Origin of the sequence: Plantibacter sp. Leaf1, from assembly GCF_001421315.1 — a bacterium.
In the GTDB taxonomy this organism is placed as follows: Bacteria; Actinomycetota; Actinomycetes; order Actinomycetales; family Microbacteriaceae; genus Plantibacter.
In genome coordinates this window covers 650,250-674,448 of the sequence record NZ_LMJX01000002.1, presented here as the reverse complement: position 1 = coordinate 674,448, position 24,199 = coordinate 650,250, and the positions used below count along the sequence as shown (strand labels likewise).

The window sequence follows — 24,199 nt, the reverse complement described above, 5'->3', positions numbered from 1 at the left end:
GTGAAGGCTATCCGCAGGTTTACCGTCCGCGCGCTCATCCCGGAGTCACTGACCTCGCTGACCGCCCTCGCGGCGAACCTCCGTTGGTCGTGGCATGAGCCGACGCAGCGCCTCTTCGACGAGATCGCCCCTGACGTCTGGCGGGAGTCCGGGCACGACCCGATCACGGGCCTCGGCCTCGTCACCCCCGAACGGTTGGCCGAGCTCGCCGCCGACGCGGACTTCGTCGGTCGCGCCGAAGCGCTCCACGCCGACCTCCGCCGGTATCTGGAGGAGCCGCGCTGGTACCAGGGTCTTCCCGACCCGAAGCCGCAGACGATCGCCTACTTCTCGCCGGAGTTCGGTGTCGCCGCCGCCCTCCCGCAGTACTCGGGCGGCCTCGGGATCCTCGCCGGAGACCACCTGAAGAGCGCGTCGGACCTCGGGGTGCCCCTCGTCGGCGTCGGCCTCCTGTACCGCTCGGGGTACTTCGCCCAGTCGATCACGAACGACGGGTGGCAGCAGGAGTCCTATCCCGTACAGGACCCCGACGGCCTCCCGCTCACGGTCCTCAGAGAACCGGACGGCACGCCGGTCACCGTCACCCTGGCCCTGCCCGAGGACCGCAGCCTGTCCGCGCGGGTGTGGATCGCCGAAGTGGGACGCGTCCCACTGCTGTTGCTCGACACCGACATCCCCGAGAACGTCGCGGAGTTGCGCGCGGTCACCGACCGGCTGTACGGCGGCGGCGGCGAGCATCGCCTCCACCAGGAGCTCCTCCTCGGCATCGGCGGTGTCCGGGCGATCAAGCAGTGGAGCGAGCTGACCGACCACCCGCTCCCGCAGGTGTACCACTCGAACGAAGGCCACGCCGGGTTCCTCGGCCTGGAACGGATCAGCGACCTCGTCGGGAACGGCCTCTCCTTCGACGAGGCGCTGCAGCTCGTTCGCGGCGGCACGGTGTTCACCACCCACACGCCGGTGCCCGCCGGCATCGACCGCTTCGAGAACGACGTGATCGAGCGGTACTTCTCGGGCGACCTGCTCCCCGGCGTGGCCGCACCGGACGTCCTCGCGCTCGGCGACGAGACCGCGAACGGCGGTTCGCCGGAGGTGTTCAACCTGGCGATCATGGGACTCCGTCTGGCGCAGCGCGCGAACGGCGTGAGCCGACTCCACGGGGAGGTCAGCCGTGCGATGTTCCGAGGCCTGTGGCCCGGGTTCGACGTCTCCGACGTGCCCATCACCTCGATCACGAACGGCGTGCACGCCCCGAGCTGGACGGACCCGGCCCTCATCGGGTTCGCCGACGAACGGTGGGGAGGGATCGAGCCGGGCCGCGCCGACTGGGCCGGTCCGTCGGTCTCCGATGACGAGCTCTGGGCGCTCAAGCGGGGGATGCGCGAGCGGCTGGTCGCCGACGTGCGCCGTCGGATCGCCGACGGATACCGTGCGCAGAATCCGCTCGCCGTCGTGCCGTCCTGGATCGACGAACTCCTCGACCCGGAGGTCCTGACCATCGGGTTCGCCCGGCGGGTGCCGGGGTACAAGCGCCTCACCCTCATGATGCGCGACCCCGACCGACTGCGCTCGCTGCTCCTGCACCCGGATCGACCGATCCAGATCGTCGTCGCCGGGAAGGCACATCCGGCGGACGACGAGGGGAAGCGCCTCATCCAACGACTCGTGCAGTTCGCCCAGGACCCGCTCCTGCGCGCACGCATCGTCTTCCTGCCGGATTACGGCATCGGGATGGCCAAGACCCTCTACCCGGGGTGCGACGTGTGGTTGAACAACCCACTCCGGCCACTCGAGGCCTGCGGGACGTCGGGCATGAAGGCGGCGCTCAACGGAGCGCTCAACCTGTCGATCCTCGACGGCTGGTGGAACGAGTACGCGGACGGGGAGAACGGGTGGGCGATCCCGTCCGCCGACGGCACGCCGGACGACGACGAGCGCGACGCCCTCGAGGCGGCGTCGCTCTACGACGTCATCGAACACCAGCTCGCACCCCGGTACTACGACCGCGAGCACGGTGCACCGCCGTGGCGCTGGTTGCAGATGGTGCGGCACACGATCTCCACGCTGTCGGAGCCGCTGAGCGCCGACCGGATGGTGCGCGAGTACACCGAGCGGATGTACCTTCCGGCGGCGGCGATGGAACGTGCGCTGTCCGCGTCCGATCAGCTCGGCGCCCGCGATCTGGCGGCCTACAAACGACGCGTGCGGGACGCCTGGCCGCAGTTGGCCGTCGCCCACGTCGAGAGCGGCGGTGTCGACGAGGTGCCGCAGGTCGGCGACGTGCTGCGATTGCGAGCGTACGTCCAGCTCGGCTCGCTGTCACCGGACGATGTGACCGTCGAGGTGGTCTCCGGGGTCCCCGGAGCCACGGGCGAGTTGCTCGACGTCCGTTCGCAGCCGCTCGATCAGCAGCAGACCCCGTCCACGAGCCGACCGGAGCACACGCTCGAATACGCGGGCACCCTGCCGCTCGATCGCGCGGGCGGCTTCGGGTACACGGTCCGCATCGTCCCGAAGCACGAGTTGCTGCTCACGCCGGCGGAACTCGGATTGGTGGCCCTGGCCGACCAGTAGCGGGAGGTGCCGGGATCAGCGCGCGATCGGAGCCAAGACGGCGGAAGCCGCTGTACGCAGCCCCTCCGGGGCGAGTTCGAGATCGAAGCCCCGCCGCCCACCGGACACGAACACCGTCTCGTGGTCCGTCGCGCTCGCGTCGAGGACGGTCGGCAGTGCCGTCCGCTGACCGATCGGGCTGATGCCGCCGACCACGTACCCGGTCTTGCGCTCCGCCACGGCGGGATCGGCCAGACGTGCGCGTTTCCCTCCGACCGCTGCGGCGAGCGCCTTGAGGTCGAGTTGCGCCGAGACCGGGACGACGGCGACGACGAGCGAGCCGTCGACCTCGGTCATCAGGGTCTTGAAGACGCGGGACGGGTCCACGCCGAGGGCTGTCGCCGCCTCGAGCCCGAACGCGGTCGTCGAGGGGTCGTGCTGGTAGGGCCGTGGGGTGAAGGGGATGCCGAGTCCGGTCAGCGCCAGCGTCGCCGGCGTGCTCCCGCCCTCCGCCTTCCGCCGCGCCACCGTCAGACGGCCCGGAACAGCTGCATCGACGTGGCGCCGACCGCGACCGTGTGCCCGGGGGCGAATTCGTCCTCGTCCGACATCGGGACGTCGTCTGCGGAGTTCCAGATGCGCCGGTAGGCGGTCACCCCGTCGTGCTCGGGCAGTGTGACCTCGACCGGCTGCTCGACCCCGTGCACGATGAGCAGGACGCGGTCGAGCGCCTCGGACTCCGGGGTGCTCGACGAGAAGAACTGCAGGGTCCGGTTCCGGGGGCTCGTCCAGTCGTCCGTGCTCATCGTCCCGCCGGTGGCGTCGAACCAGTCCATGGCGCTCGCGCCGGGCACCGTCGTCTCTGCCGCCCCGAAGTGCTCCGGCCGGAGCGCGGGATGCTCCCGCCGCAGCTCGAGGAGCCTGCGGCTGTGCGCGAGGAGTTGATCCTGCCAGGGTTCCCGCGTCCACCCGACCCAGGTCAGTTCCGAATCGTGACAGTAGGCGTTGTTGTTGCCCCGTTGGCTGCGCCCGAACTCGTCGCCCGCGGTGATCATCGGGATGCCGGCCGACAGGAGGAGCGTCCCGAGCAGGTTGCGCATCGCCTTCCGGCGGGCCGCGAGGATCGCCTCGTCGTCTGTCGGACCTTCGGCGCCGTGGTTGAACGACCGGTTGTTGTCCGTCCCGTCCCGGTTCGACTCGCCGTTGCCGACGTTGTGCTTCACGTCGTACGACACGAGGTCGGCGAGCGTGAAGCCGTCGTGGGCCGTGATGAAGTTGACCGACGCGAGCGGCCCGCGCTCGGCCGAGAAGGTGTTGCTCGATCCGGCCAATCGTGTCGCGAAGCCGCCGATACCCACGGGGGCGTCGGCGCGTCTGGCGTAGTCGATGTCGGAGAGCCAGAAGTTGCGCACGCGGTCGCGGTACCGGTCGTTCCACTCATGCCAACCGCTCGGGAAGTTGCCGGTCTGCCAACCGCCCATCCCGACGTCCCAGGGTTCGGCGATCATCTTCGCGTCGACGAGTGCCGGATCGCTGATGATCGCCCCGAGCAGCGGGTGGTCCGGGGTGAACTCGACCGCCTCGTTCCGACCGAGCGTCGCGGCGAGGTCGAAGCGGAACCCGTCGATCTGCACCTCGTCCGCCCAGTAACGCAGGGAGTCGAGCACCAGGCGTTGGGGGACCGGGTGGCCGAAGTCGACGGTGTTGCCGCACCCGGTCACGTCGATGTACGCGCCGGTGGCATCCTGGCGGTAGTAGCTCGCGTTGTCGATCCCGCGGAGGCTCGTGCGTGGGCCGCCCGGCCCCTCCTCGGCGGTGTGGTTGTAGACGACGTCGAGGATGACCTCGAGCCCCGCCTCGTGGAGCAGTTTGACCATGCCCTTGAACTCACGGAGCACCGCGTCGGCGCCACCCGCCTGGGCGGCCTTCGTGGCGTACGCGGCGTGTGGGCTGAAGAAGTTGAGGGTGTTGTAGCCCCAGTAGTTGACGAGGCCCTGCTTGATGAGGCGCTGCTCCGAGGTGTACGCGTGCACCGGCAGGAGTTCCACGCTCGTCACGCCCAGCTCGTGCAGGTGCGCGATCATCGCGGGATGGGCGAGACCAGCGTAGGTTCCGCGCAGCTCCTCGGGGACGTCGGGGTGCAACTTACTGAGCCCCTTGACGTGCGCCTCGTACACCACGGTGCGGTCGAGCGGGAGACGCGGTTTCTGCACACCACCCCAGTCGAACGCGTCGTCGACGACGACGGAGCGCCACTGCTCGGCGGACACCCGCGCGAGACCGCGGGCATACGGATCGAGGAGCAGCAGGTGCGGGTCGAAGGCGTTGTTCGGCGTCGACGGCCCAGATGCACGGACGGCGTAGCGTCGACCGTGCACGAGCTCCTCGGACCGGGCGCTCCACACCGCACCCTCGTCGCGGGTCATCTCCACCGACTGGGTGATCCAGTTCAGATCCTTGTCGTCGAAGATCACGAGTTCGAGTGCATCTGCATGCTCCGACCACACACGGAGCTCACCACCGGACGGGCCGAGGCGGACGCCGAGATCGTGGAGGGGGTCACCAGCGTTCATGGGTTCTACAGTAGTGAGTGCAGCAGTCGCCGAGATCCGCGGACGCGGCGACGAGAGGAGGGGCGGCATGGTGGTGTACCTGGACCACGCCGCCACGACCCCCGTGCGTCCCGAGGTCATCGACGCCTACGCGGCCGCCATGGCCACCGTCGGGAACCCAGCGTCGATCCACGGACCCGGGCAACAGGCTCGCCGGCTCCTCGAGGAGGCTCGGGAGCGGATCGCGCAGACCCTCGGCTGCGATCCGATCGAACTCGTCTTCACCTCGGGCGGTACCGAGTCCATCAACCTCGCGTTGAAGGGGCTCTACTGGCACCGCCAACGGGACCGTCGCCGCACCGCGGTCCTCGCACCCGCCGGCGAGCACCACGCCACCCTGGACACCGTCGAATGGCTCGAACGCCACGAGGCCGCGACGCCGTTGTGGGCCCCGCTCGACCACCTCGGAGCCGTCTCGCTCGAACGCACCGAGGAGCTCTACGCGGAACACGGCGACGACATCGCCGTCGCCACGGCCCTCTGGGCGAACAACGAGGTCGGCACCATCCAGCCCGCCGCACGACTCGCGGCGCTCGCCGCAGCAGCGGGCGTGCCGTTCCACCTGGACGCCGTGTCGGCATACGGACATCTGCCGATCGACTTGGCCGGCCTGCGTGCCGCGTCCGGTTCGACCGGGGCCGGCGGTCTCGTGGCCATCAGCGTGTCCGCGCACAAGATCGGCGGACCGGTGGGCGTCGGCGCTTTGGTGGTCAGCCGGGCGGCGGTCGTGGAGCCCTTGCAGCACGGTGGCGGCCAGCAGCGTGGCCTCCGCTCCGGTACCCAGGACGTCGCAGCCGCGATCGGGTTCGCCGTCGCCGCCGAGGCGACGGAGCGGGAACGGGTTGCCGAGCAGCAGCGGTTGCAGGCGCTCCGGGACCGGCTCATCGCGGGCGTACGTTCCGCGGTGCCCGAGGCCGAACTCACCGGAGACCCGGTGGAACGACTGGCCTCGAACGTGCACCTCGTCCTCCCGGGGACCCAGGGCGACTCCATGCTGTTCCTCCTCGACCTCGCCGGGGTCGCGGTGTCCACGGGCTCTGCGTGTCAGGCCGGTGTGCCCGAACCCTCCCACGTCCTGCTCGCCATGGGGCGCTCGGAGTCGGACGCCCGCGCGGCTCTGCGGATCACGCTCGGCAGGACGACGACCGAGGACGACGTCGACCGGTTCCTGCAGGCGCTTCCCTCGGCCTATGCACAGGCGAGCCGGGCCGGCTCCGCGGATCGCGACACGGCGCTCGGCGCGCGGCCCTGACCCCACGCGCCCGATCACTTGCGGGTGGCTGTCCGGCGACTGGCGCGTAGACTTGCCCGGTGAAGGTTCTGGCAGCGATGAGTGGTGGGGTCGATTCCGCCGTGGCAGCGGCACGCGCCGTCGACGCAGGCCATGAGGTGGTCGGGGTCCACTTGGCCCTCAGCCGGATGCCGGGCACGCTCCGGACCGGCAGCCGGGGGTGCTGCACCATCGAGGATTCGATGGACGCCCAGCGGGCGGCGAACCTCATCGGCATCCCGTACTACGTCTGGGACTTCTCCGAGCGCTTCAAGCTCGACGTCGTCGACGACTTCATCGCGGAGTATCGTGCGGGCCGCACGCCGAACCCCTGCATGCGCTGCAACGAGAAGATCAAGTTCGCCGCATTGCTGGAGAAGGCGCTCGACCTCGGGTTCGATGCGGTCGTGACCGGCCACTACGCCACGATCGTCACGAGCCCCGAGGGCGATCGCGAGCTGCACCGCGCGAGCGCCTGGGCGAAGGACCAGTCGTACGTCCTGGGCGTGCTCACCGCCGAGCAGCTCGCGCACTCGATGTTCCCGCTCGGTGCGACGCCGTCGAAGGCCGAGGTACGTGCCGAGGCCGCGGAGCGCGGCTTCACCGTCGCGAACAAGCCCGACAGCCACGACATCTGCTTCATCCCCGACGGCGACACGAAGGGCTGGCTGGGGGAGCGGGTCGGCACCGAGACCGGCCAGGTCCTCGACCGCGACGGCGCGGTCGTCGGTTCGCACGAGGGCGCGCACGCGTTCACCGTCGGACAGCGCAAGGGGCTGCACCTCGGCGTACCGGCCCCGGACGGACGTCCGCGCTTCGTCCTCGAGGTGCGTCCCAAGGACAACACCGTCGTGGTGGGCCCGAAGGAGGCTCTCGCCATCGGCGAGATCGCCGGCTCCCGGTACACCTGGGCGGGCCGTGCTCCGGCCGTCCGCGTGGACCCGATCCCGTGCGACGTCCAGATCCGCGCCCACGCCGACCCGGTCCCGGCCGCGCTGGCCCTCGTCGACGGCGAACTCGTCGTTCACCCGGAGACGCCGCTCGACGGGGTCGCGCCCGGACAGACCGCGGTGCTCTACAGCGGAACGCGCGTCTTGGGACAGTTCACGATCGACCGCACCGTCAGCGCTGTACCCGCCAGCGTCGGCGCCTGACACCCCGGAACGACCGAACGCCCGGCGAGCGATGCTCGCCGGGCGTTCCGCGTCCGATGCTCAGGCTCCGGCGGTCGTCCCCGACTTCGAAGCCTTGGCCTTCTTCGGCTTCTTGACGAACAGCGTCTCGGCCTCTTCGAGGGTGAGCCCGTTCGTCTCCGGGATCTTCGCGAGTACGAACACGAACGAGAGCAGGGCGAAGAACGCGTACATGCCGTACGTCACCGGGAGCGAGAACGCGGCGAGACCCGGGAAGCTCACGGTGATGAGGAAGTTGGCGATCCACTGGGCCATCGCCGCCACACCGAGGGCCTTGGCACGCAGCCGGTTCGGGAAGATCTCGCCGAGGAGGACCCAGACGAGTGGACCCCAGGAGGCGCCGAACGCGACGACGAACACGTTGGCGGCGATCAGTGCGATCGTGCCCCAGGGCTGCGGCAGCGACACCTCGCCCGCGCTGTCCGTGACCGACTGGGTGAAGGCGATCGCCATGGCCCCGAGCGAGACCGTCATCCCGATGGATCCGGCGAGGAGGATCGGCCGGCGACCGATGCGGTCGACGAGCAGGATCGCCACGATCGTGACCGCGACGTTCGTCACCGAGGTGATGACCGAGATGAGCAGCGAGTCGGACTCCTGGAATCCGACCGCCTTCCAGAGGGTCGTCGAGTAGTAGAAGATGACGTTGATGCCGACGAACTGCTGGAAGATCGAGAGGATGACACCGATCCACACGATCGGGAGCAGACCGAACTTCCCGCCCCAGAGCGAGGCCTTCTTCTGCTGCTCGTCGTCCTTCACCGCCTGTTCGGCGAGCTTGACCGCGCGGTCGACCTCCTCCTGCGGCCACACCGTCGCGAAGATGCGGCGGGCCTCGTCGGCCTTGCCCTTGCGGACGAGGAAGCGTGGCGACTCGGGGAGCCGCATGGCCAGGAGCCCGTAGACGACGGCGGGGATGGCGCAGGCGATGAACATCCAGCGCCAGGCTTCGACGCCGAACCACAGCGGGTTGGACGCACCGCCGGCGACGCCCGCGAGGACGGAGTCGGACAGGAGCGCGGCGAAGATGCCGAGGGTGATGGCGAGCTGCTGCAGGGAGGCGAGGCGTCCGCGGATGGCGCTCGGCGCGATCTCGGCGATGTAGGCCGGAGCGACGACGGATGCGATGCCGATGCCGAGACCGCCGACGACGCGCCACAGGATCAGGTCCCAGGGGGAGAAGGCGAAGCCGGCGCCGAAGGAGGAGACGAAGAAGAGACCGGCACCGAGGAGCATCGTGAAGATGCGTCCGCGGCTGTCCGCGATCCGGCCGGCGAGGTAGGCGCCGAGCGCGCATCCCAAGAGGGCCGAGGCGACGGCGAAGCCGATGAGCCCCTCGCTCAGCTGGAAGTGGTCCTGCATGGCGTCGACCGCGCCGTTGACCACGGAGGAGTCGAAGCCGAAGAGGAAGCCACCGACCGCGGCGGAGACGGAGATGCCGATGACGCGCGCGGTGAGCTGCTTACTGGTAGGAGCCGCCCCCGTTCCTGGCCTGCTGGACTGGGACATGGTTCCTCCGATTCCGCGCGCATGGTTCCTGCGGCACTGCGACACCCTACTCCTCGATCAGCGGCTCGCAGACCCGCTTGCCCCGATCGGGGAGGACGTGCGGTGTGTCAAGCGCTCCTGCGTGTCGGGGGCCGCTCATAGACTGACCAGGTGGCGAACAGCAACGAACAGACCCTGCAGCAGGCATCGGCCGAGGCGGAGGAGCTCACCTCTCGGATCCTCGAGCTGCGCGACGCGTACTACGAGCGGGACGAGTCGCTCGCCTCCGATCAGGAGTACGACGCCATGATCAAGCGGCTCGACGAGCTCGAGCGGCTCTTCCCCGAGTTGCAGAGCCAGGACAGCCCGACGCAGACGGTCGGCGGCCGGGCGGAGACGACGCTGTTCGCACCGGTCACCCACCTCGAACGCATGCTGAGCCTCGACAACGTCTTCTCGACCGAGGAGTTCCTCGCCTGGGCGGCGAAGGTCGAGCGCGACGCGGACGGTGCCGTCCAGTACCTGTGCGAGCTGAAGATCGACGGCCTCGCCATCAACCTGCGGTATGAGCGAGGGCGTCTGGTGAGCGCGGCGACCCGCGGCGACGGCGTCGTCGGTGAGGACGTCACGGAGAACGTCCGGTACATCCGCTCCATCCCGAGCGTGCTGACCACCGCCGACACGGACGTCGAGGTCCCCGAGGTCGTGGAGGTGCGCGGCGAGATCTTCTTCCCCGTCGAGGCGTTCCGGGAGCTCAACGCCAACCAGGCGGCCGCCGGTGAACGGGTGTTCGCGAACCCCCGAAACGCGGCGAGCGGATCGCTCCGTCAGAAGGCGGAGAGCAAGAACCCGGCGCAGCTCGCCCTCATGCACGACCGGCTCGGCCGGCTGCAGATGCTCGTCCACGGCATCGGCGCCTGGGAGCGCCCGCCGGTCGCGCGTCAGTCGCAGGTCTACGAGCTCCTCCACCGGTGGGGTCTGCCGACCTCGTCGCACTACCGGGTCCACGACGAAGCGACGGGGGCGGCCGAGTTCATCGAGTACTTCGGAGCACATCGCGACAGCGTCGAGCACGAGATCGACGGGGTCGTCGTCAAGGTCGACGATCTCGCGCTCCACGGGGAACTCGGCGCGACGAGCAGGGCTCCGCGCTGGGCCATCGCCTACAAGTACCCGCCGGAGCAGGTGAACACCAAGCTCCTCGACATCGTGGTCAGCGTCGGCCGCACCGGTCGGGCCACGCCCTTCGCCGTCATGGAGAAGGTCCTGGTCGCCGGCAGCGAAGTGCGCCAGGCCACGCTGCACAACCAGGACGTCGTGAAGGCGAAGGGGGTGCTCATCGGCGACACCGTCGTCCTCCGCAAGGCCGGCGACGTCATCCCCGAGGTCCTCGGTCCCGTGGTCGAACTCCGCGACGGTTCCGAGCGCGAGTTCGTCATGCCGGACGACTGCCCGGAATGCGGCACCCCGCTCGCCCCTGCCAAGGAGGGTGACATCGACCTGCGCTGCCCGAACGCGCGGAGCTGCCCGGCTCAGGTGCGAGGCCGGGTGGAGCACATCGGTTCACGTGGAGCACTCGACGTCGAAGCCCTCGGTGAGGTGGCCGCAGCGGCGCTCACGCAGCCGCTGGAACCCGCGGAGCCGCCGCTGACCACCGAGGCTGGGCTCTTCTCGCTGACGATGGCCGACCTCTTCCCGGTGACGGTGGTCGTGCGCGACAACGAGACCGGCCTGCCGAAGCTCAACGAGGACGGCTCGGAGAAGCGAGTCACGCCGTTCCGCCGCCGTCGGGCGAAGAAGGACGGCGTGCACGACCCGGAGGCGTCCGAGTTCGACGGCGACGAGTCCTCGGTGCCGTCGAAGAACGCGGTCGAGCTGCTCGCCAACCTCGACGCCGCGAAGACGCGCCCGCTCGCACGGTTGCTCGTCGCCCTCAACATCCGCCACGTCGGTCCCGTGGCGGCCAGGTCGCTCGCGGAGTACTTCGGATCGCTCGACGCCATCCGAGCTGCGAGCCGCGAGGAGCTGGCCGAGGTCGACGGTGTCGGCGGGATCATCGCCGACGCCCTCATGGCCTGGTTCGAGATCGACTGGCACCGCGAGATCGTCGAGGAGTGGACGGCTGCCGGCGTGCAGTGGGCGACGCCCGGTCACCCGGGCCCAGGTGCCGCCGTCGCTGCTGGCGGTGTCCTCTCGGGCGTGACCGTCGTCGCGACCGGCTCCCTGGACGGTTTCACCCGCGAGGGCGCGCTGGAGGCCATCGTGCAGGCCGGAGGCAAGGCGGCGTCGAGCGTCTCGAAGAAGACCGACTTCGTCGCCGCCGGCCCGGGCGCGGGGTCGAAGCTCGCGAAGGCGGAAGCGCTCGGTCTGCGGATCATCGACGCGGAGCAGTTCGCGATCCTGGTCTCGGAGGGCCCGGCAGCCCTCGGCGAGCCCGAGACGCCCGGCGACGAGGCACCGGCGACCGACTGAGCTCAGTGCCCGGCGGCGTCCAGGAGGTCGTCCCTGACCTGGCGTCGCAGGACCTTGCCGATGAGCGACTTCGGGAGTTCGTCCACGACGACCACCCGCTTCGGCACCTTGTAGGGCGTGAGGATCTCGCGAGCCCACGCGCGGAGCGCCTCGGCGTCGACGGTGGTGCCCGGAGCGGCGACGACGGCTGCGACGACCTGCTCGCCGGAGTGCGGGTCGGGGATCCCGACGACGGCGGCGTCCGCGACGGATGCATGGCCGCGGAGGACCTGCTCGACCTCGCTGGGGGAGACGTTGAACCCGCCCGTGATGATGAGCTCTTTGATGCGGTCGACGACCGTCATGAACCCCTCGTCGTCGATCGACACGATGTCGCCGGTGCGGAACCAACCGCCCGGGAGGAGCACGGCCGCGGTCTCCTCCGGCTTGTTGTAGTAGCCGCGGAACACCTGGGGTCCGCGGACGAGGAGTTCGCCCGGCTCTCCGGCCGGCCGGTCCGTCGCCGGATCATCGGGGTCGACGACCCTGACCTCGGTGCTCGGCAGCGGGAGACCGATGGTGCCGGGCTTCCTGGCGGCGGACACCGGGTTCGCGGAGATCACCGGTGAGCACTCGGAGAGCCCGTACCCCTCGACGAGGAACCCGCCGGACGCCGCTTCGAACGGCACGACGAGCTCGTGGGGGAGCGGCATGGCCCCGGAGATCGCGATCTCGGTACCCTGCAGCGAGACGCCCTGCTCCGTCGCCGCCGCCAGGAGACGGTCGGCGATGGGCGGCACCGCCGGCAGGAAGGTCGGAGGGCGCTTCTTCATGACCTTGAGGACGAGCGCCGGGTCGAACTTCGGGAACAGGACGAGTCGCGAGCCCATGCTCATGGCGAACGTGAGGCACAGCGTCAGCCCGTAGGCGTGGAACATCGGGAGCACTGCGTAGACGACGGCGGATCCCCGTGGCACGGTCGGCACCCAGGCGCGCGACTGGGCGGCGTTGGCGAGCAGGTTCCCGTGGGTCAGGGCCGCACCCTTCGGCGAGCCTGTCGTGCCACTGGTGTACTGGATGAGCGCGAGCGCGTCGGTCGCCGGCTTCGGGTGGCTCGCCGGGAGTGACCCGGTGGTGAGGAGCCGCTCCCACACCACCGTGCCGGAGACCGGGGCGGTCAACTGCGCACGGGAGGCGCGTGCCTTCGCGATCGGGAGCCGCAGTGCCAGGCGCATGTGGATCGGCATCGCACGGGTGACGTCGATCGTGACGAGCGCATCCACCGCCAGGTCGGCCGGGAAGTCCTGCAGGTGACCCGCGACCTTGTCCCAGACGATCGCGAACCGGGCGCGGTGGTCCTCGAACTGGTGGCGGAGCTCCTGCGGCGTGTAGAGGGGGTTGTGCTCGATGACGACGGCGCCGAGTCGGAGGACGGCGTAGAACGCGACGATGTGCTGCGGACAGTTCGGGAGCATGAGGGCGACCGGGTCGCCGGCCCGGACGCCGAGGTCGCGCAGACCGGCCGCAGCGCGCGCGATCAGGGCGTCGAGTTCGGTGTAGGTGGTCGTCGAGCCGAAGAACTCGAGCGCCACGGCGTCAGGGTAGCTCGCCGCGGAGGCCTCCACGAGATCGCCGAGGCTGCCGGTCTGCTCGGGGATGTCGTCCGGGACGTCGGCGGCGTAGCTCGCCAGCCACGGGCGCTCGTGCGGGGGACGGGGACGGCTGCTCGAGTCGTTCTGGCTCACCGTCCCACTGTAGGGGCGGAGGCCGACCGTCGACCACGTCCCTGGCGAATAGACTGGAGCGACCGCCACCGCTACACGTACGGGAGACGCATGTCGGAAATCACCACCGAGCAGGTCGCACATCTCGCGACCCTCGCTCGCATCGCCCTGAGCCAGGACGAGATCGCCCACCTCACCACGGAGCTCGACTCCATCGTGGACAACATCGCGAAGGTGCAGCAGGTGGCCACACCTGACGTCCCGGCGACGAGCCACCCGATCCCGCTCGAGAACGTGTACCGCGACGACGTCGTCGGCAACACGCTCACCCGGGAGCAGGCGCTGCAGAACGCACCGGAGTCGGCCGACGGCCGGTTCAAGGTCTCGGCCATCCTGGGGGAGGAGCAGTGAGCGGCCTGATCGGTCTGACGGCAGCCGAACTGTCGTCCAAGCTCCGCGCCGGCGACGTGTCGAGCGTCGAGGTCACCCAGGCGCACCTCGACCGCATCGCCCAGGTCGACGGCGACGTCCACGCCTTCCTGCACGTCTCGGACCACGCCCTCGAGGTCGCCGCCGACATCGATGCGCGTCGTGCAGCGGGTGAGGAGCTCGGCGAACTGGCCGGCGTCCCACTCGCGATCAAGGACGTGCTCGTCACGACCGACATGCCGTCCACCTCGGGGAGCAAGATCCTCGAGGGATACCTGTCGCCCTTCGACGCCACCGTCGTCGCGCGATCGCGGGCGGCCGGCCTGGTGCCGCTCGGCAAGACGAACATGGACGAGTTCGCCATGGGGTCGAGCACGGAGCACTCCGCGTACGGCCCGACCCACAACCCGTGGGACCTCGACCGCATCCCCGGCGGTTCCGGAGGTGGCTCGGCCGCAGCGGTCGCCGCGTTCGAGGCGCCCATCGCGCTCGGCAGCGACACCGGCGGTTCGATCCGTCAGCCGGCGCACGTCACCGGGACGGTCGGCGTGAAGCCCACCTACGGAGCGGTCAGCCGCTACGGTGCCATCGCCCTGGCGTCCTCGCTCGACCAGGTCGGGCCGGTGAGCCGGACCGTCCTCGACTCCGGGCTGCTGCACGACGTCATCGCCGGGCACGACGCGCTCGACTCCACCTCCCTCCGTGACGCCTGGCCATCGATGGCCGCAGCCGCTCGGGAGGGTGCCCGCGGCGACGTACTGCGCGGTCTGCGCGTCGGCGTCGTCAAGGAGCTCAACGGTGAAGGTTTCCAGGCCGGCGTGAAGAGCCGCTTCCAGGAGGCGCTCACGGTGCTCGAGGCGAACGGCGCCGAGATCGTGGAGGTGTCGGCACCCAACTTCGAGTACGCGGTCGCCGCCTACTACCTGATCCTCCCCGCAGAAGCGTCCAGCAACCTCGCGAAGTTCGACTCCGTGCGGTTCGGCATGCGTGTCACCCCTGAGGGTGGCGGCACGGTCGAGCAGGTGATGTCCGCCACTCGCGAGGCCGGGTTCGGTCCTGAGGTGAAGCGTCGCATCATCCTCGGCACCTACGCCCTGAGCGCCGGATACTACGACGCCTACTACGGCAGCGCCCAGAAGGTGCGGACGCTCATCCAGCGCGATTTCGCGGCGGCCTTCGACCAGGTCGACGTCCTCGTGAGCCCGAGCGCGCCCACGACGGCGTTCAAGCTCGGTGAGCGCATCGACGATCCGCTGGCGATGTACCTCAACGACGTCACCACCATCCCGGCCAACCTCGCCGGGGTCCCGGGCATCAGCGTCCCGATCGGGCTCGCCCCGGAGGACGGCCTGCCCGTCGGCATCCAGTTCATGGCGCCAGCACGAGAGGACGCCAGGCTCTACCGGGTCGGCGCCGCTCTCGAGGCGCTCCTCGAATCGACGTGGGGGCACACCCTCATCTCGCAGGCACCCGCTCTCGGAGGTCGGTAACCATGGCCAAGGACAAGCTCCTCTCCTACGAGGAAGCCCTCGAACTGTACGAGCCCGTGCTCGGGTTCGAGGTGCACGTCGAGCTCAACACCAAGACGAAGATGTTCTCCTCGGCGCCGAACGGCTTCGGCGACGCGCCGAACACGAACATCTCGCCGGTGTGTCTCGGTCTGCCCGGCTCGCTCCCGGTCGTGAACGAGCAGGCGGTGCGGTACTCGATCAGCCTCGGGCTCGCCCTCGGCTGCTCGATCGCCCCGTCGAGCCGCTTCGCGCGGAAGAACTACTTCTACCCCGACCTTGCGAAGAACTACCAGATCTCGCAGTTCGACGAGCCCATCGCCTTCGAGGGTTCCGTCGACGTCGAGCTCGCCGACGGCACCATCGTCACCGTGCCGATCGAACGCGCGCACATGGAGGAGGACGCCGGTAAGCTCACGCACATCGGCGGCTCGACCGGGCGCATCCAGGGTGCCGAGTACTCGCTCGTCGACTACAACCGCGCCGGCGTCCCGCTCGTGGAGATCGTCACCAAGCCGATCTACGGCACCGAGCACCGGGCGCCGGAGATCGCGAAGGCCTACGTCTCCGCGATCCGCGACATCGTCGTGGCGCTCGGCATCTCCGATGCGAAGATGGAGCGCGGGAACCTCCGCTGCGACGCGAACATCTCGCTGCGCCCGCGTGGCCAGGAGAAGCTCGGCACGCGGACGGAGACGAAGAACGTCAACTCCCTGCGGTCGGTCGAACGCGCCGTCCGCTACGAGATCCAGCGTCAGGCCGCGATCCTCAAGGACGGCGGATCCATCGTCCAAGAGACGCGTCACTGGCACGAGGACACCGGCGCCACGTCGGCCGGCCGGCCGAAGAGCGACGCCGACGACTACCGCTACTTCCCGGAGCCCGACCTGCTCCCGGTCGTGCCGTCGCCCGAACTCATCGAGGAACTGCGTGCGGCGCTCCCCGAGCAGCCGGCCGTCCGTCGGCGCCGCTTGAAGGGCGAGTGGGGCTTCACGGATCTCGAGTTCCAGGACGTCGTGAACGGTGGCCTCTTGAACGAGATCACGGCCACCGTCGAGGCGGGAGCCGCTCCGGCCGCCGCACGGAAGTGGTGGACGGGCGAGATCTCCCGGATCGCGAACCAGCGCGACGTCGAGGCGACGAGCCTCGTGTCGCCCGAGCACGTCGCCGCACTCGCGGCGCTCGTCGAGGACGGAACGCTCAACGACAAGCTCGCCCGTCAGGTCCTCGAGGGTGTCATCGAAGGGGAGGGCACTCCTCAGGAGGTCATCGACGCTCGTGGTCTCGCGCTCGTGTCCGACGACGGTCCGCTGATCGCCGCCATCGACGAGGCTCTTGCCGCCCAGCCGGACGTCCTCGCGAAGATCCGCGACGGCAAGGTCCAGGCCGCCGGCGCGGTCATCGGCGCCGTGATGAAGGCGATGCGCGGACAGGCCGATGCGGCGCGTGTGCGCGAACTCGTCCTGGAGCGCGCCGGGCAGTAGGTCCCGCACCAGCGACATCGGGTCCGGACGGCAGTCGTGCACTGCCGTCCGGGCCCGTTTCCGTCCCGCCGGGAAGCCCTGGCGCGTGTCCCCGGTGCGGCATACACTTCGGCCATGCTGGTCGAAGGCACCATGCGTTGGCAGGTCACCGAGGACGCCCCGATGGCCCTTATGCTCGCGCTCGCCTTCCGTTCCATGGCCGGTCTCGGGGACCGGTGCGTCGGCCAGCTCCCAGCGGTGGCCCCCGCACCCGATCCGATCGACGTCGCCGACCTCGATCGCGACGCCCTGGCACTCCAGTTCGACGGCTGGTGGACCGGGATCGCCCGGCGTGACACGCGGTTGTTCCTGGCGGAGGTGCGTCCTCCGCACTTCGAGGTCTTCGATCGCGCCCTCGAACTGCAGGAACTCGCCTACCGTGCCTACGACGGCGCCTACCGGTGGGCGACGGACAGGATCCGCGAGTATGAGATCGCCCTGGCCGGACGCTCACCGAGCAGACTCGCCGACGTCTACGAGCTCATCCGCGAGCGCCAGTTCGAGTTACGTCGGCAATCCAGCTCGTTCCGACTGGACCTCGAGGTGCTTCCGATCTGCCGACCGGGTGCCTGGGTCGTCGCACCCGACACGATCGTGGTCAGTGAGTCGCTCCGGGACGACCGGGAGGCGTTTCGCGAGTGGCTACGACCGCTGGTCCACAGCCTGGTCTGATCCGCTCGCGACGCGCTCGACCGGCCGACGGGTCGGGTTCAGGAGCACGACCGCGATGATCGAGCCGGCGGCTCCGGCAGCGGCCATGGCGGCGGTGAGCGGGTGGGAGATCTCGGCGAAGGGCATGAGGAACGCGCTCACGACTGCGATCCACACAGCCACGTGCGCCGGCTTGCGCTCCGGGTCGAGGCGCAGCCTCCGGGGGTGCTCGACGCGGCCGAGGAGTGCTCCGACACCCGCCAGGAGGACCGCGACGACGAGCAACACGACCGGTCGGGTCCACCACCAGGCGGCGGTCAGCGGCTCCGCGAAGGGGATGCCGAGGGCGAGCTGCAGACCGGCGACGGCGATGATGAGGGGCAGGTGCCAGAGGTACACCGTCATCAGCCGGGACCCGATGAGGAAGACGACCGCTCGCGCGGCGCGGGTCCGCATGATGGCGGTGAGCAGAGGGTGCACCAGGGCGAGCAGGGCGAGCTGCCCGACGCCGAGGACGACGAGGGGGAGGGTCGGTGGGTTGAGGTTGCCGAGCATGCTGGTCGAGTACGGCAGCCAGGTCGTGATCGGCACGAGCGCGCCGTAGGAGATCAGCACCACGGCCACGAGGACGAGGCGCGGAACGGAGCGGAGACGTCCGTCGGCCAGGAAGAACCCGAACTGCTGCAGCAGCGGCCAGACGAACACGAGGTTGACGAGACCGATGCCCAGGAGGCCGGTCGAGTAACGGACGACGTCGACGAGGATCACGCCGGCCAGCAGTGCCGCACAGGTCAGGAAGGGGTGGCGGTCGTGGCAGGTGGCGAGGAACGGGGCGACCGCCTGGCACAGCAGGTAGGCGGCCAGGAACCAGAGCGGGGACCCGACGCCTGCGGCGACGGCCTCGATGATGGCGGGGTCGACACCGAGCGCCCCGGCCAGCCACAGCCCCGCGGCGAGGAAGAGCAGGACCGGGATCGTCGGCAGGGCGAGTCGGAAGACCCTGGACCGGAGGAAGTCGCTGGTCCCGCCACCACGTCGGACGGTGCTGCGCCAGCCGGTGATCGTCGCGAAGCCGCCCACGATGAAGAACAGCGGCATGATCTGGCCGAACCAGGTACCCGTGTCGAACCAGGGTTGCTGCTCCAACGCTCGGGAGATGCCGATCGTGCCGTCCGGCTCGACCGCCACCGCGACCATCAGGAGGTGGACGATGACGACCGTCACGACGCAGGCGACGCGCACGAGGTCGAGGGCGAGGTCCCGCCCGGAGAGGTCTGGGACCGCCGGGGCCGACCCGGTCCGCGTTCGCGTGCTCATCGCCGGACAGCCTAGCGCCGCCGAGCGCTCCCACCTCGGCCCCTGTAAAGAGCGTGTCGGAGGTGACTGCGACAATGGAGTCATGAGTCGGCAGGATGGAGCGTCTCGTCGCGTCTCGGCGCACGATGCCGACGACAGCGGTACCCCCATCCTCCACGTCGACATGGACGCCTTCTTCGTCTCGGTCGAGCTCTTGGAGCGGCCCGAGCTCCGTGGCCTGCCCATCATCGTCGGCAACAAGGAGGGCCGCTCGGTCGTCACCTCCGCGAGCTACGAGGCCCGCAGGTACGGGGTGCGTGCCGCGATGCCGGTGTCCCAGGCCATGCGCTTGTGCCCGAGCGCGGTCGTCCTCCCGCCGCATCACGGCCGGTATCGCGAGTACTCGGATCGCGTCATGGAGGTGTTCGAGTCGGTGACCCCGCTCGTCGAGCCGTTGAGCATCGACGAGGCGTTCCTCGACGTCTCCGGGGCGGTGCGGTTGCTCGGGAGTCCGCGCACGATCGCGGCGCTCGTGAAGCAGCGGGTCCTCGACGCCACGGGGCTTCCCTGCTCGGTCGGTCTGGCGGCGACGAAGTACGTGGCGAAGCTCGCGTCGGGGCTGTCGAAGCCCGACGGACTCCTGGTCGTGCCGGCTGCTGAGACGCTCTCCTTCCTGCACCCGTTGCCGGTCGGGGCGCTGTGGGGCGTCGGCGGACGAACCGAGGAACAGCTCACGAACCGGGGCATCCGGACCATCGGCCAGCTCGCCTCCACCCCGTTGTCCATGCTCCAGCGCGCCGTCGGCGAGGCGTCCGGACGCCGGCTCCTCGAGCTCGCGAATGGGATCGACCCGCGTGGAATCGAGTTGGCGCGGCGGGAGAAGAGCGTCAGCCACGAGGTGACGTTCCCGACGGACGTCGCAGACCCCACCGTGCTGAAACGAGAGCTGTTGAACCTCGCGGGACTCGTCGCGATCCGCCTCCGGAAGGGTGGGTACGCCGGTCGGACGATCAGTATCCGGGTGCGCTACGCGGACTTCAGCGTCGTGACCCGGTCACGGACCATCGGCGAAGCGACGAACGTCGGACGTCGCGTCTACGACGAGGCGGCTTCGCTCTTCGGCGACCTCGATCGAGGAGGGCGTCTGGTCCGCCTCGTCGGCGTGAAGGTCGATCAACTGGTGCCCGCCGAGGAGGCCGGATCGGCGTTGTGGGATCCCGATGAGGAGTGGCGCGGCGCTGAACAGACGATCGACCGGGTGGCCAGTCGCTTCGGCGACCTCGCGATCGCTCCGGCCTCGCTCCTCGGGAAACCGCGGCGACGAGGGCTCGGGAGTCGAGGCGACTCGCAGGGTGCTGGGAGCACGGATCAACCCCTTGGACCGGCGGATGCGCAGCGGTAGCGTGGCAGCATGACGAATCTCGTGGAGAAGCTGGCAGAACAGACCAAGGGCCTCGGCGTGACCGCGGCCTACGGGGAGCAGCAGGACATCGACGGCACCAAGCTCGTGCCGGTGGCCCTGACGTACTACGGCTTCGGTGGCGGGTCCGAGGGTGACGGCGACGACGCACCGAGTGGCGGCGGAGGCGGTGGCGTCTCCATCCCCGTCGGCGCCTACATCAAGACGGACGAGGGCCTCCGGTTCGACCCGAACCTCATCTCGCTCATCGCCGTCGCCATCCCGTTCATCTGGGTGAGCGGCAAGGCGCTGTCCGGGCTCATCAAGGCGCTCAAGAAGTAGCCTTCCCCCGTCGAACCCCTGTCGAGCGATCCTGCGCGGCAGGGGTTAGACTCGTGCCACCACGGGAGTCCGGTGAACCGGGCTGAGAGGAAGGTATTCGCCTTCGACCGTCGAACCTGATCTGGATCATGCCAGCGCAGGGAGACCATTTCTCGCTATCCCGTGCTCTTTTCCGTCTACAGGAAGGGCACGTATCGTGTCAGCATCGACCAAAATCTCCTCGTCTGAACGCGCCGCCGCGCGGAACCTCCGCTGGAGGGTCGTCGACATCGTCGTGGTCGCCGTCCTCGGCGTGGCCACCGGCCTCATCTTCTGGGCGTGGAACACGCTCGGATCGCTCTGGTACGCCGGAGCGAGTGCCGTGACGCCCGGCTTCGGCGGCATCGCCGTCGGCATCTGGCTGCTCGGCGGCGTCCTCGGCGGGCTCATCATCAGGAAGCCCGGCGCGGCCGTCCTCGTCGAGACCATCGGGGCCGTCGTCTCCGCGCTCATCGGCAACGCGTGGGGCATCACCACCGTGTACTCGGGCCTCGCCCAGGGGCTCGGAGCCGAGCTCGTGTTCGCCGCGCTGGCCTACAAGCGCTTCGGCCTCGTCCCGGCCATCCTCGCCGGTGCGGGCGCCGGTGCCGGCGCATGGCTGCTCGAGCTGTTCATGTCGGCGAACCTGGAGAAGGGTGCCGAGTTCAACGCGATCTACCTCGGCTCACTGCTCGTCTCCGGCGCGATCCTCGCGGGCGTCGTCGGTTGGGTCCTCGTCAAGGCGCTCGCCTCCACGGGTGCGCTCAGCCGGTTCGCCTCAGGGCGGGACGCGCGGCGCGAGGTCTGAGCGTGGTCGGTGCGACCGGTCCGGCGCGCGTCGTCGCCCGGGACTGGGGGTGGCGTCACGCCGGTCGGAAGGCATGGGCGGTCAGCGACCTCGACCTCGTCATCGAACCGGGGGAGCGGGTCCTCCTCCTGGGCGCGTCCGGCGCCGGCAAGTCGACCCTGATCCATGCGCTCGCCGGTGTCCTTGGGGGAGCGGACGAGGGTGAGGCTCGCGGGTCGCTGCTCGTGGACGGGGTTGCGCCCGAACAGGCCAGGGGCCGGATCGGCCTCGTGCTGCAGGATCCCGATTCGCAGGTCATCCTGTCCAAGCTCGGCGACGACGTCGCGTTCGGCTGCGAGAACCTCGGGGTCGAGCGCGAGGAGATCTGGCGACGGGTCGTCTCGTCGCTGCAGGCCGTCGGCCTCGACCTCCCGTTGGACCACCCGACCTCGGCGTTGTCCGGCGGACAGAAGCAGCGGCTCGCCCTCGCCGGGGTACTCGCCATGCAGCCCTCGCTCCTCCTGCTCGACGAGCCGACCGCCAACCTCGACCCGATCGGCGTCACCGAGGTCAGGGACGCCGTCGCGCGTGTGGTCGACGACGGTTCGTCGACCCTGGTCGTCATCGAACACCGGGTCGACGTCTGGCGCGATCTGATGACGCGGGTCGTCGTACTCGATGCGGACGGAGGAGTCCTCGCCGACGGTCCTCCCTCCGTCGTCCTCGACGATGTCGGGCGCCGGCTCGCCGACGCCGGCGTCTGGGTACCGGGCATCCCGCTGGGGCTGCGGCCCCGCCGGATGGTGCAGCCGAACGCAGCCGTCTTGACGACGTCCGACCTGACGATCGGACGGCTCCGATCCCAGCCGGTGCAGGAGCACCTGGACCTCAGCGTGCCTGAGGGAGCCGCCACGGTGGTCGTCGGACCCAACGGGGCCGGGAAGTCGACGTTGGCCCTCACCTTGGCCGGTCTGCTGCCCGAGCTCGCCGGAACCGTGGACGCTGGCCGCCGGCTCGCCGGGGGGATCGGTCCTCGGCCCATCCGCTGGAAGTCGACCGAGCTGCTCACCCGCATCGGGACGGTCTTCCAGGACCCGGAGCATCAGTTCGTCGCCGCGACCGTGCGCAAGGAGCTCGGCGTCGCCCTGCAAGCGCTGCGGTGGACACGCGCCGCGATCGACGAGCGGGTCTCCGAAGTCCTCGACGCCTTGGGGTTGGCCGCGCTCGCCGAAGCGAACCCCTTCAGTCTCTCGGGCGGCCAGAAGCGACGACTGTCGGTCGCCACGGTGCTCGTGGCGCGACCCGCCGTCCTCGTCCTGGACGAGCCGACGTTCGGGCAGGACCGATTGACGTGGCTGTCACTCATGCGGCTGCTGCACCTGGAGCTCGAACGTGGCGCGACGATCGTGTCGGTCACGCATGATCCAGGGGTCATCGAGCATCTGGGCGACCATCGGATCCGGCTCGAGTCGCGATCGGCAGCGGGGCGTGCCGCATGACGCGGGTCATGGCACCGGACCGTCGCGCGAAACTCCCTCGCCAGGCGCCGCTCGACCGGGTGAACCCGGTGACGAAGGTGCTCGCGGTGCTCATCCTGTCCGTCCCGCTGCTGCTCACGATCGACTGGGTCAGCGCCACCGCCGCGGTCCTCCTCGAGATGGCACTGCTCCCGCTGTCCGGTCTCCGGCTGTCGCCGTTCCTGAAGCGATCGATCCCGGTGCTCGTCTTCGCGCCCATCGGCGGGATCAGCATGCTGCTGTACGCGAAGCCGGGCGGGACGGAGTACCTGTCGCTCGGTTTCGTCCGGGTGACCGACAACTCGATCGAATTGGCCGTCGCCGTGACCATCCGCGTGCTGGCGCTCGGCCTGCCGACGATCCTGCTCTTCGCGCGGGTGGATCCGACCGACCTGGGCGACGGGCTGTCCCAGATCGCGAAGCTCCCGTCGCGGTTCGTCCTCGGGATCCTCGCGGGGGCGCGGATGCTCGGGCTCTTCATCGACGATTGGCGCAGTCTCGCGCTCGCCCGCCGTGCCCGAGGGCTCGGCGACCGTGGGGCGGTCCGGCGCTTCGCCTCGATGGCGTTCGTGTTGCTCGTGTTCGCCATCCGCCGGGGCAGCAAGCTCGCGACGGCGATGGAGGCACGGGGCTTCGGCGCCCCCGTCGAGCGAACGTGGGCCAGGCCGTCGCGGCTCGGCGTGATCGATTTCGTGGCGGTCCTGGTGGCGGTCGCGATCATGGCCGTCGCTTTGTCCACCGCCGTCCTCGCCGATACGTTCCGGTTCGTGGGGCAATGAGTGCCGCAGCGCCGGTGCTCCTGATCGACGGGCGGTCGGGTACCGGGAAGACGACGCTCGCCTCTTCGGTGGCCGCCGCATTGACGGTGAGCACCGTCGTCCACATGGACGATCTGTATCCGGGATGGGACGGCCTCGAAGAGGGGTCGCGACTCCTCGTGGAGTGGATCCTGACCCCGTTCGCCGATCGGCGGCCGGGGGAGTGGCAGCGGTGGGACTGGGAACGGTCGAAGCGTGCGGACCGGCATGCCGTCCCGGCCGATCGGCCGCTCATCGTGGAGGGCTGCGGGTCCTCGTCGAGCGCGTCGAGGGTCTTGGCCGACACGGTGCTGTGGCTCGACGCGCCGGTGGACCAGCGCACCGACCGGCTCGTGGGCCGCGACGACGGCGTCGACTGGCTCGCAGCGTGGACGCTCCAGGAGGATGCGTTCATTGAACGGGAGTGTCCCGATCGCGACGCCGATCTGGTGGTCGAGGCGACGGGGTCGGCAGCGATGGTCGGTGCCCGCGTGTTGAGCATGCTCGAGCGTGACGACCGTTGGCGGCCCTGGCTCCGCGCCTGATCCATGCGGCCGGATATGTTCCCGGTTCCGTCGAAAGGAATCCAGAACGTGCTGAGGGGCCGAGAAGTCGCACACCGGTCCCTGAGCTTGTCGAAG

General features: G+C 69.8%; 19 protein-coding genes and 1 riboswitch. Of the genes, 14 read left to right on the top strand and 5 right to left on the bottom strand.

What is annotated here, in order from left to right:
* A complete protein-coding gene (gene glgP, locus ASE44_RS05405) occupies positions 1-2,574 on the top strand; it encodes an alpha-glucan family phosphorylase (RefSeq protein ID WP_056778035.1) in 2,574 nt (857 codons plus the stop codon).
* Positions 2,575-2,589: 15 nt separating this feature from the next.
* Here the strand turns inward: glgP and ybaK are convergent, their stop codons facing one another.
* Positions 2,590-3,081 carry a Cys-tRNA(Pro) deacylase gene (ybaK, locus tag ASE44_RS05400; RefSeq protein ID WP_082455832.1) on the bottom strand — a complete coding sequence of 164 codons (492 nt, stop codon included), beginning with the start codon at positions 3,079-3,081 and terminating at the stop codon, positions 2,590-2,592.
* A gap of 2 nt (positions 3,082-3,083) precedes the next feature.
* Positions 3,084-5,126, bottom strand: a complete 2,043-nt coding sequence (glgX, locus tag ASE44_RS05395; RefSeq protein ID WP_056778033.1) for a glycogen debranching protein GlgX — start codon at positions 5,124-5,126, stop codon at positions 3,084-3,086.
* A 67-nt stretch (positions 5,127-5,193) separates the two neighbouring features.
* Between glgX and ASE44_RS05390 the strand changes: the two genes are divergently transcribed.
* Together ASE44_RS05390 and mnmA are read left to right on the top strand one after the other, a co-directional pair.
* A complete protein-coding gene (locus ASE44_RS05390) occupies positions 5,194-6,417 on the top strand; it encodes a cysteine desulfurase family protein (RefSeq protein ID WP_056778030.1) in 1,224 nt (407 codons plus the stop codon).
* Positions 6,418-6,476: 59 nt separating this feature from the next.
* On the top strand, positions 6,477-7,589 hold the full coding sequence (gene mnmA / locus ASE44_RS05385) for a tRNA 2-thiouridine(34) synthase MnmA (protein WP_235522550.1): 1,113 nt from the start codon (positions 6,477-6,479) through the stop codon (positions 7,587-7,589).
* 60 nt (positions 7,590-7,649) lie between these two features.
* On the opposite strand, the gene ASE44_RS05380 is transcribed toward mnmA, so the two are convergent.
* Complete coding sequence (locus ASE44_RS05380) at positions 7,650-9,137, bottom strand: sugar porter family MFS transporter (RefSeq protein WP_056778026.1); 1,488 nt, start codon at positions 9,135-9,137, stop codon at positions 7,650-7,652.
* 150 nt (positions 9,138-9,287) lie between these two features.
* On the opposite strand from ASE44_RS05380, the gene ligA reads away from it, so the two are divergent.
* Positions 9,288-11,588: an NAD-dependent DNA ligase LigA gene (gene ligA / locus ASE44_RS05375; RefSeq protein WP_056778024.1), complete on the top strand. Its 2,301-nt coding sequence runs from the start codon at positions 9,288-9,290 to the stop codon at positions 11,586-11,588.
* A gap of 2 nt (positions 11,589-11,590) precedes the next feature.
* On the opposite strand, the gene ASE44_RS05370 is transcribed toward ligA, so the two are convergent.
* Complete coding sequence (locus tag ASE44_RS05370) at positions 11,591-13,312, bottom strand: long-chain-fatty-acid--CoA ligase (protein ID WP_056778022.1); 1,722 nt, start codon at positions 13,310-13,312, stop codon at positions 11,591-11,593.
* Positions 13,313-13,402: 90 nt separating this feature from the next.
* Between ASE44_RS05370 and gatC the strand changes: the two genes are divergently transcribed.
* The 4 genes from gatC to ASE44_RS05350 all read left to right on the top strand — a co-directional run bounded on the left by gatC (position 13,403) and on the right by ASE44_RS05350 (position 17,423).
* Positions 13,403-13,702, top strand: a complete 300-nt coding sequence (gene gatC / locus ASE44_RS05365) for an Asp-tRNA(Asn)/Glu-tRNA(Gln) amidotransferase subunit GatC (RefSeq protein WP_056006781.1) — start codon at positions 13,403-13,405, stop codon at positions 13,700-13,702.
* Positions 13,699-15,210: an Asp-tRNA(Asn)/Glu-tRNA(Gln) amidotransferase subunit GatA gene (gene gatA / locus ASE44_RS05360; protein ID WP_056778015.1), complete on the top strand. Its 1,512-nt coding sequence runs from the start codon at positions 13,699-13,701 to the stop codon at positions 15,208-15,210. Before gatC ends, gatA begins: the two co-directional genes overlap by 4 nt.
* Positions 15,211-15,212: 2 nt before the next feature.
* Complete coding sequence (gatB, locus tag ASE44_RS05355; RefSeq protein ID WP_056006775.1) at positions 15,213-16,712, top strand: Asp-tRNA(Asn)/Glu-tRNA(Gln) amidotransferase subunit GatB; 1,500 nt, start codon at positions 15,213-15,215, stop codon at positions 16,710-16,712.
* A gap of 114 nt (positions 16,713-16,826) precedes the next feature.
* On the top strand, positions 16,827-17,423 hold the full coding sequence (locus tag ASE44_RS05350; RefSeq protein ID WP_082455830.1) for a hypothetical protein: 597 nt from the start codon (positions 16,827-16,829) through the stop codon (positions 17,421-17,423).
* Here the strand turns inward: ASE44_RS05350 and ASE44_RS05345 are convergent.
* Positions 17,394-18,719 carry an acyltransferase gene (locus ASE44_RS05345; RefSeq protein ID WP_082455828.1) on the bottom strand — a complete coding sequence of 442 codons (1,326 nt, stop codon included), beginning with the start codon at positions 18,717-18,719 and terminating at the stop codon, positions 17,394-17,396. The genes ASE44_RS05350 and ASE44_RS05345 overlap by 30 nt on opposite strands.
* Before the next feature lie 82 nt (positions 18,720-18,801).
* On the opposite strand from ASE44_RS05345, the gene dinB reads away from it, so the two are divergent.
* The 6 genes from dinB to ASE44_RS05315 all read left to right on the top strand — a co-directional run bounded on the left by dinB (position 18,802) and on the right by ASE44_RS05315 (position 24,103).
* Positions 18,802-20,100: a DNA polymerase IV gene (dinB, locus tag ASE44_RS05340; protein ID WP_056778011.1), complete on the top strand. Its 1,299-nt coding sequence runs from the start codon at positions 18,802-18,804 to the stop codon at positions 20,098-20,100.
* A gap of 9 nt (positions 20,101-20,109) precedes the next feature.
* Positions 20,110-20,439 carry a hypothetical protein gene (locus tag ASE44_RS05335; protein ID WP_056778008.1) on the top strand — a complete coding sequence of 110 codons (330 nt, stop codon included), beginning with the start codon at positions 20,110-20,112 and terminating at the stop codon, positions 20,437-20,439.
* 51 nt (positions 20,440-20,490) lie between these two features.
* Positions 20,491-20,599: riboswitch (TPP riboswitch) on the top strand.
* Positions 20,600-20,635: 36 nt separating this feature from the next.
* The gene (locus tag ASE44_RS18910) at positions 20,636-21,265 is read left to right on the top strand and encodes an ECF transporter S component (protein ID WP_056778005.1); all 630 of its coding nucleotides are present in this window, start codon (positions 20,636-20,638) and stop codon (positions 21,263-21,265) included.
* Positions 21,266-21,267: 2 nt separating this feature from the next.
* Positions 21,268-22,743, top strand: coding sequence for an ABC transporter ATP-binding protein (locus ASE44_RS05325; protein WP_056778002.1), 1,476 nt, complete (start codon positions 21,268-21,270; stop codon positions 22,741-22,743).
* Positions 22,740-23,540, top strand: a complete 801-nt coding sequence (locus tag ASE44_RS05320) for an energy-coupling factor transporter transmembrane protein EcfT (RefSeq protein ID WP_056778000.1) — start codon at positions 22,740-22,742, stop codon at positions 23,538-23,540. Before ASE44_RS05325 ends, ASE44_RS05320 begins: the two co-directional genes overlap by 4 nt.
* Positions 23,537-24,103: a hypothetical protein gene (locus ASE44_RS05315; RefSeq protein WP_056914182.1), complete on the top strand. Its 567-nt coding sequence runs from the start codon at positions 23,537-23,539 to the stop codon at positions 24,101-24,103. The genes ASE44_RS05320 and ASE44_RS05315 overlap by 4 nt, the downstream gene beginning before the upstream one ends.
* Positions 24,104-24,199 lie beyond the last annotated feature (96 nt).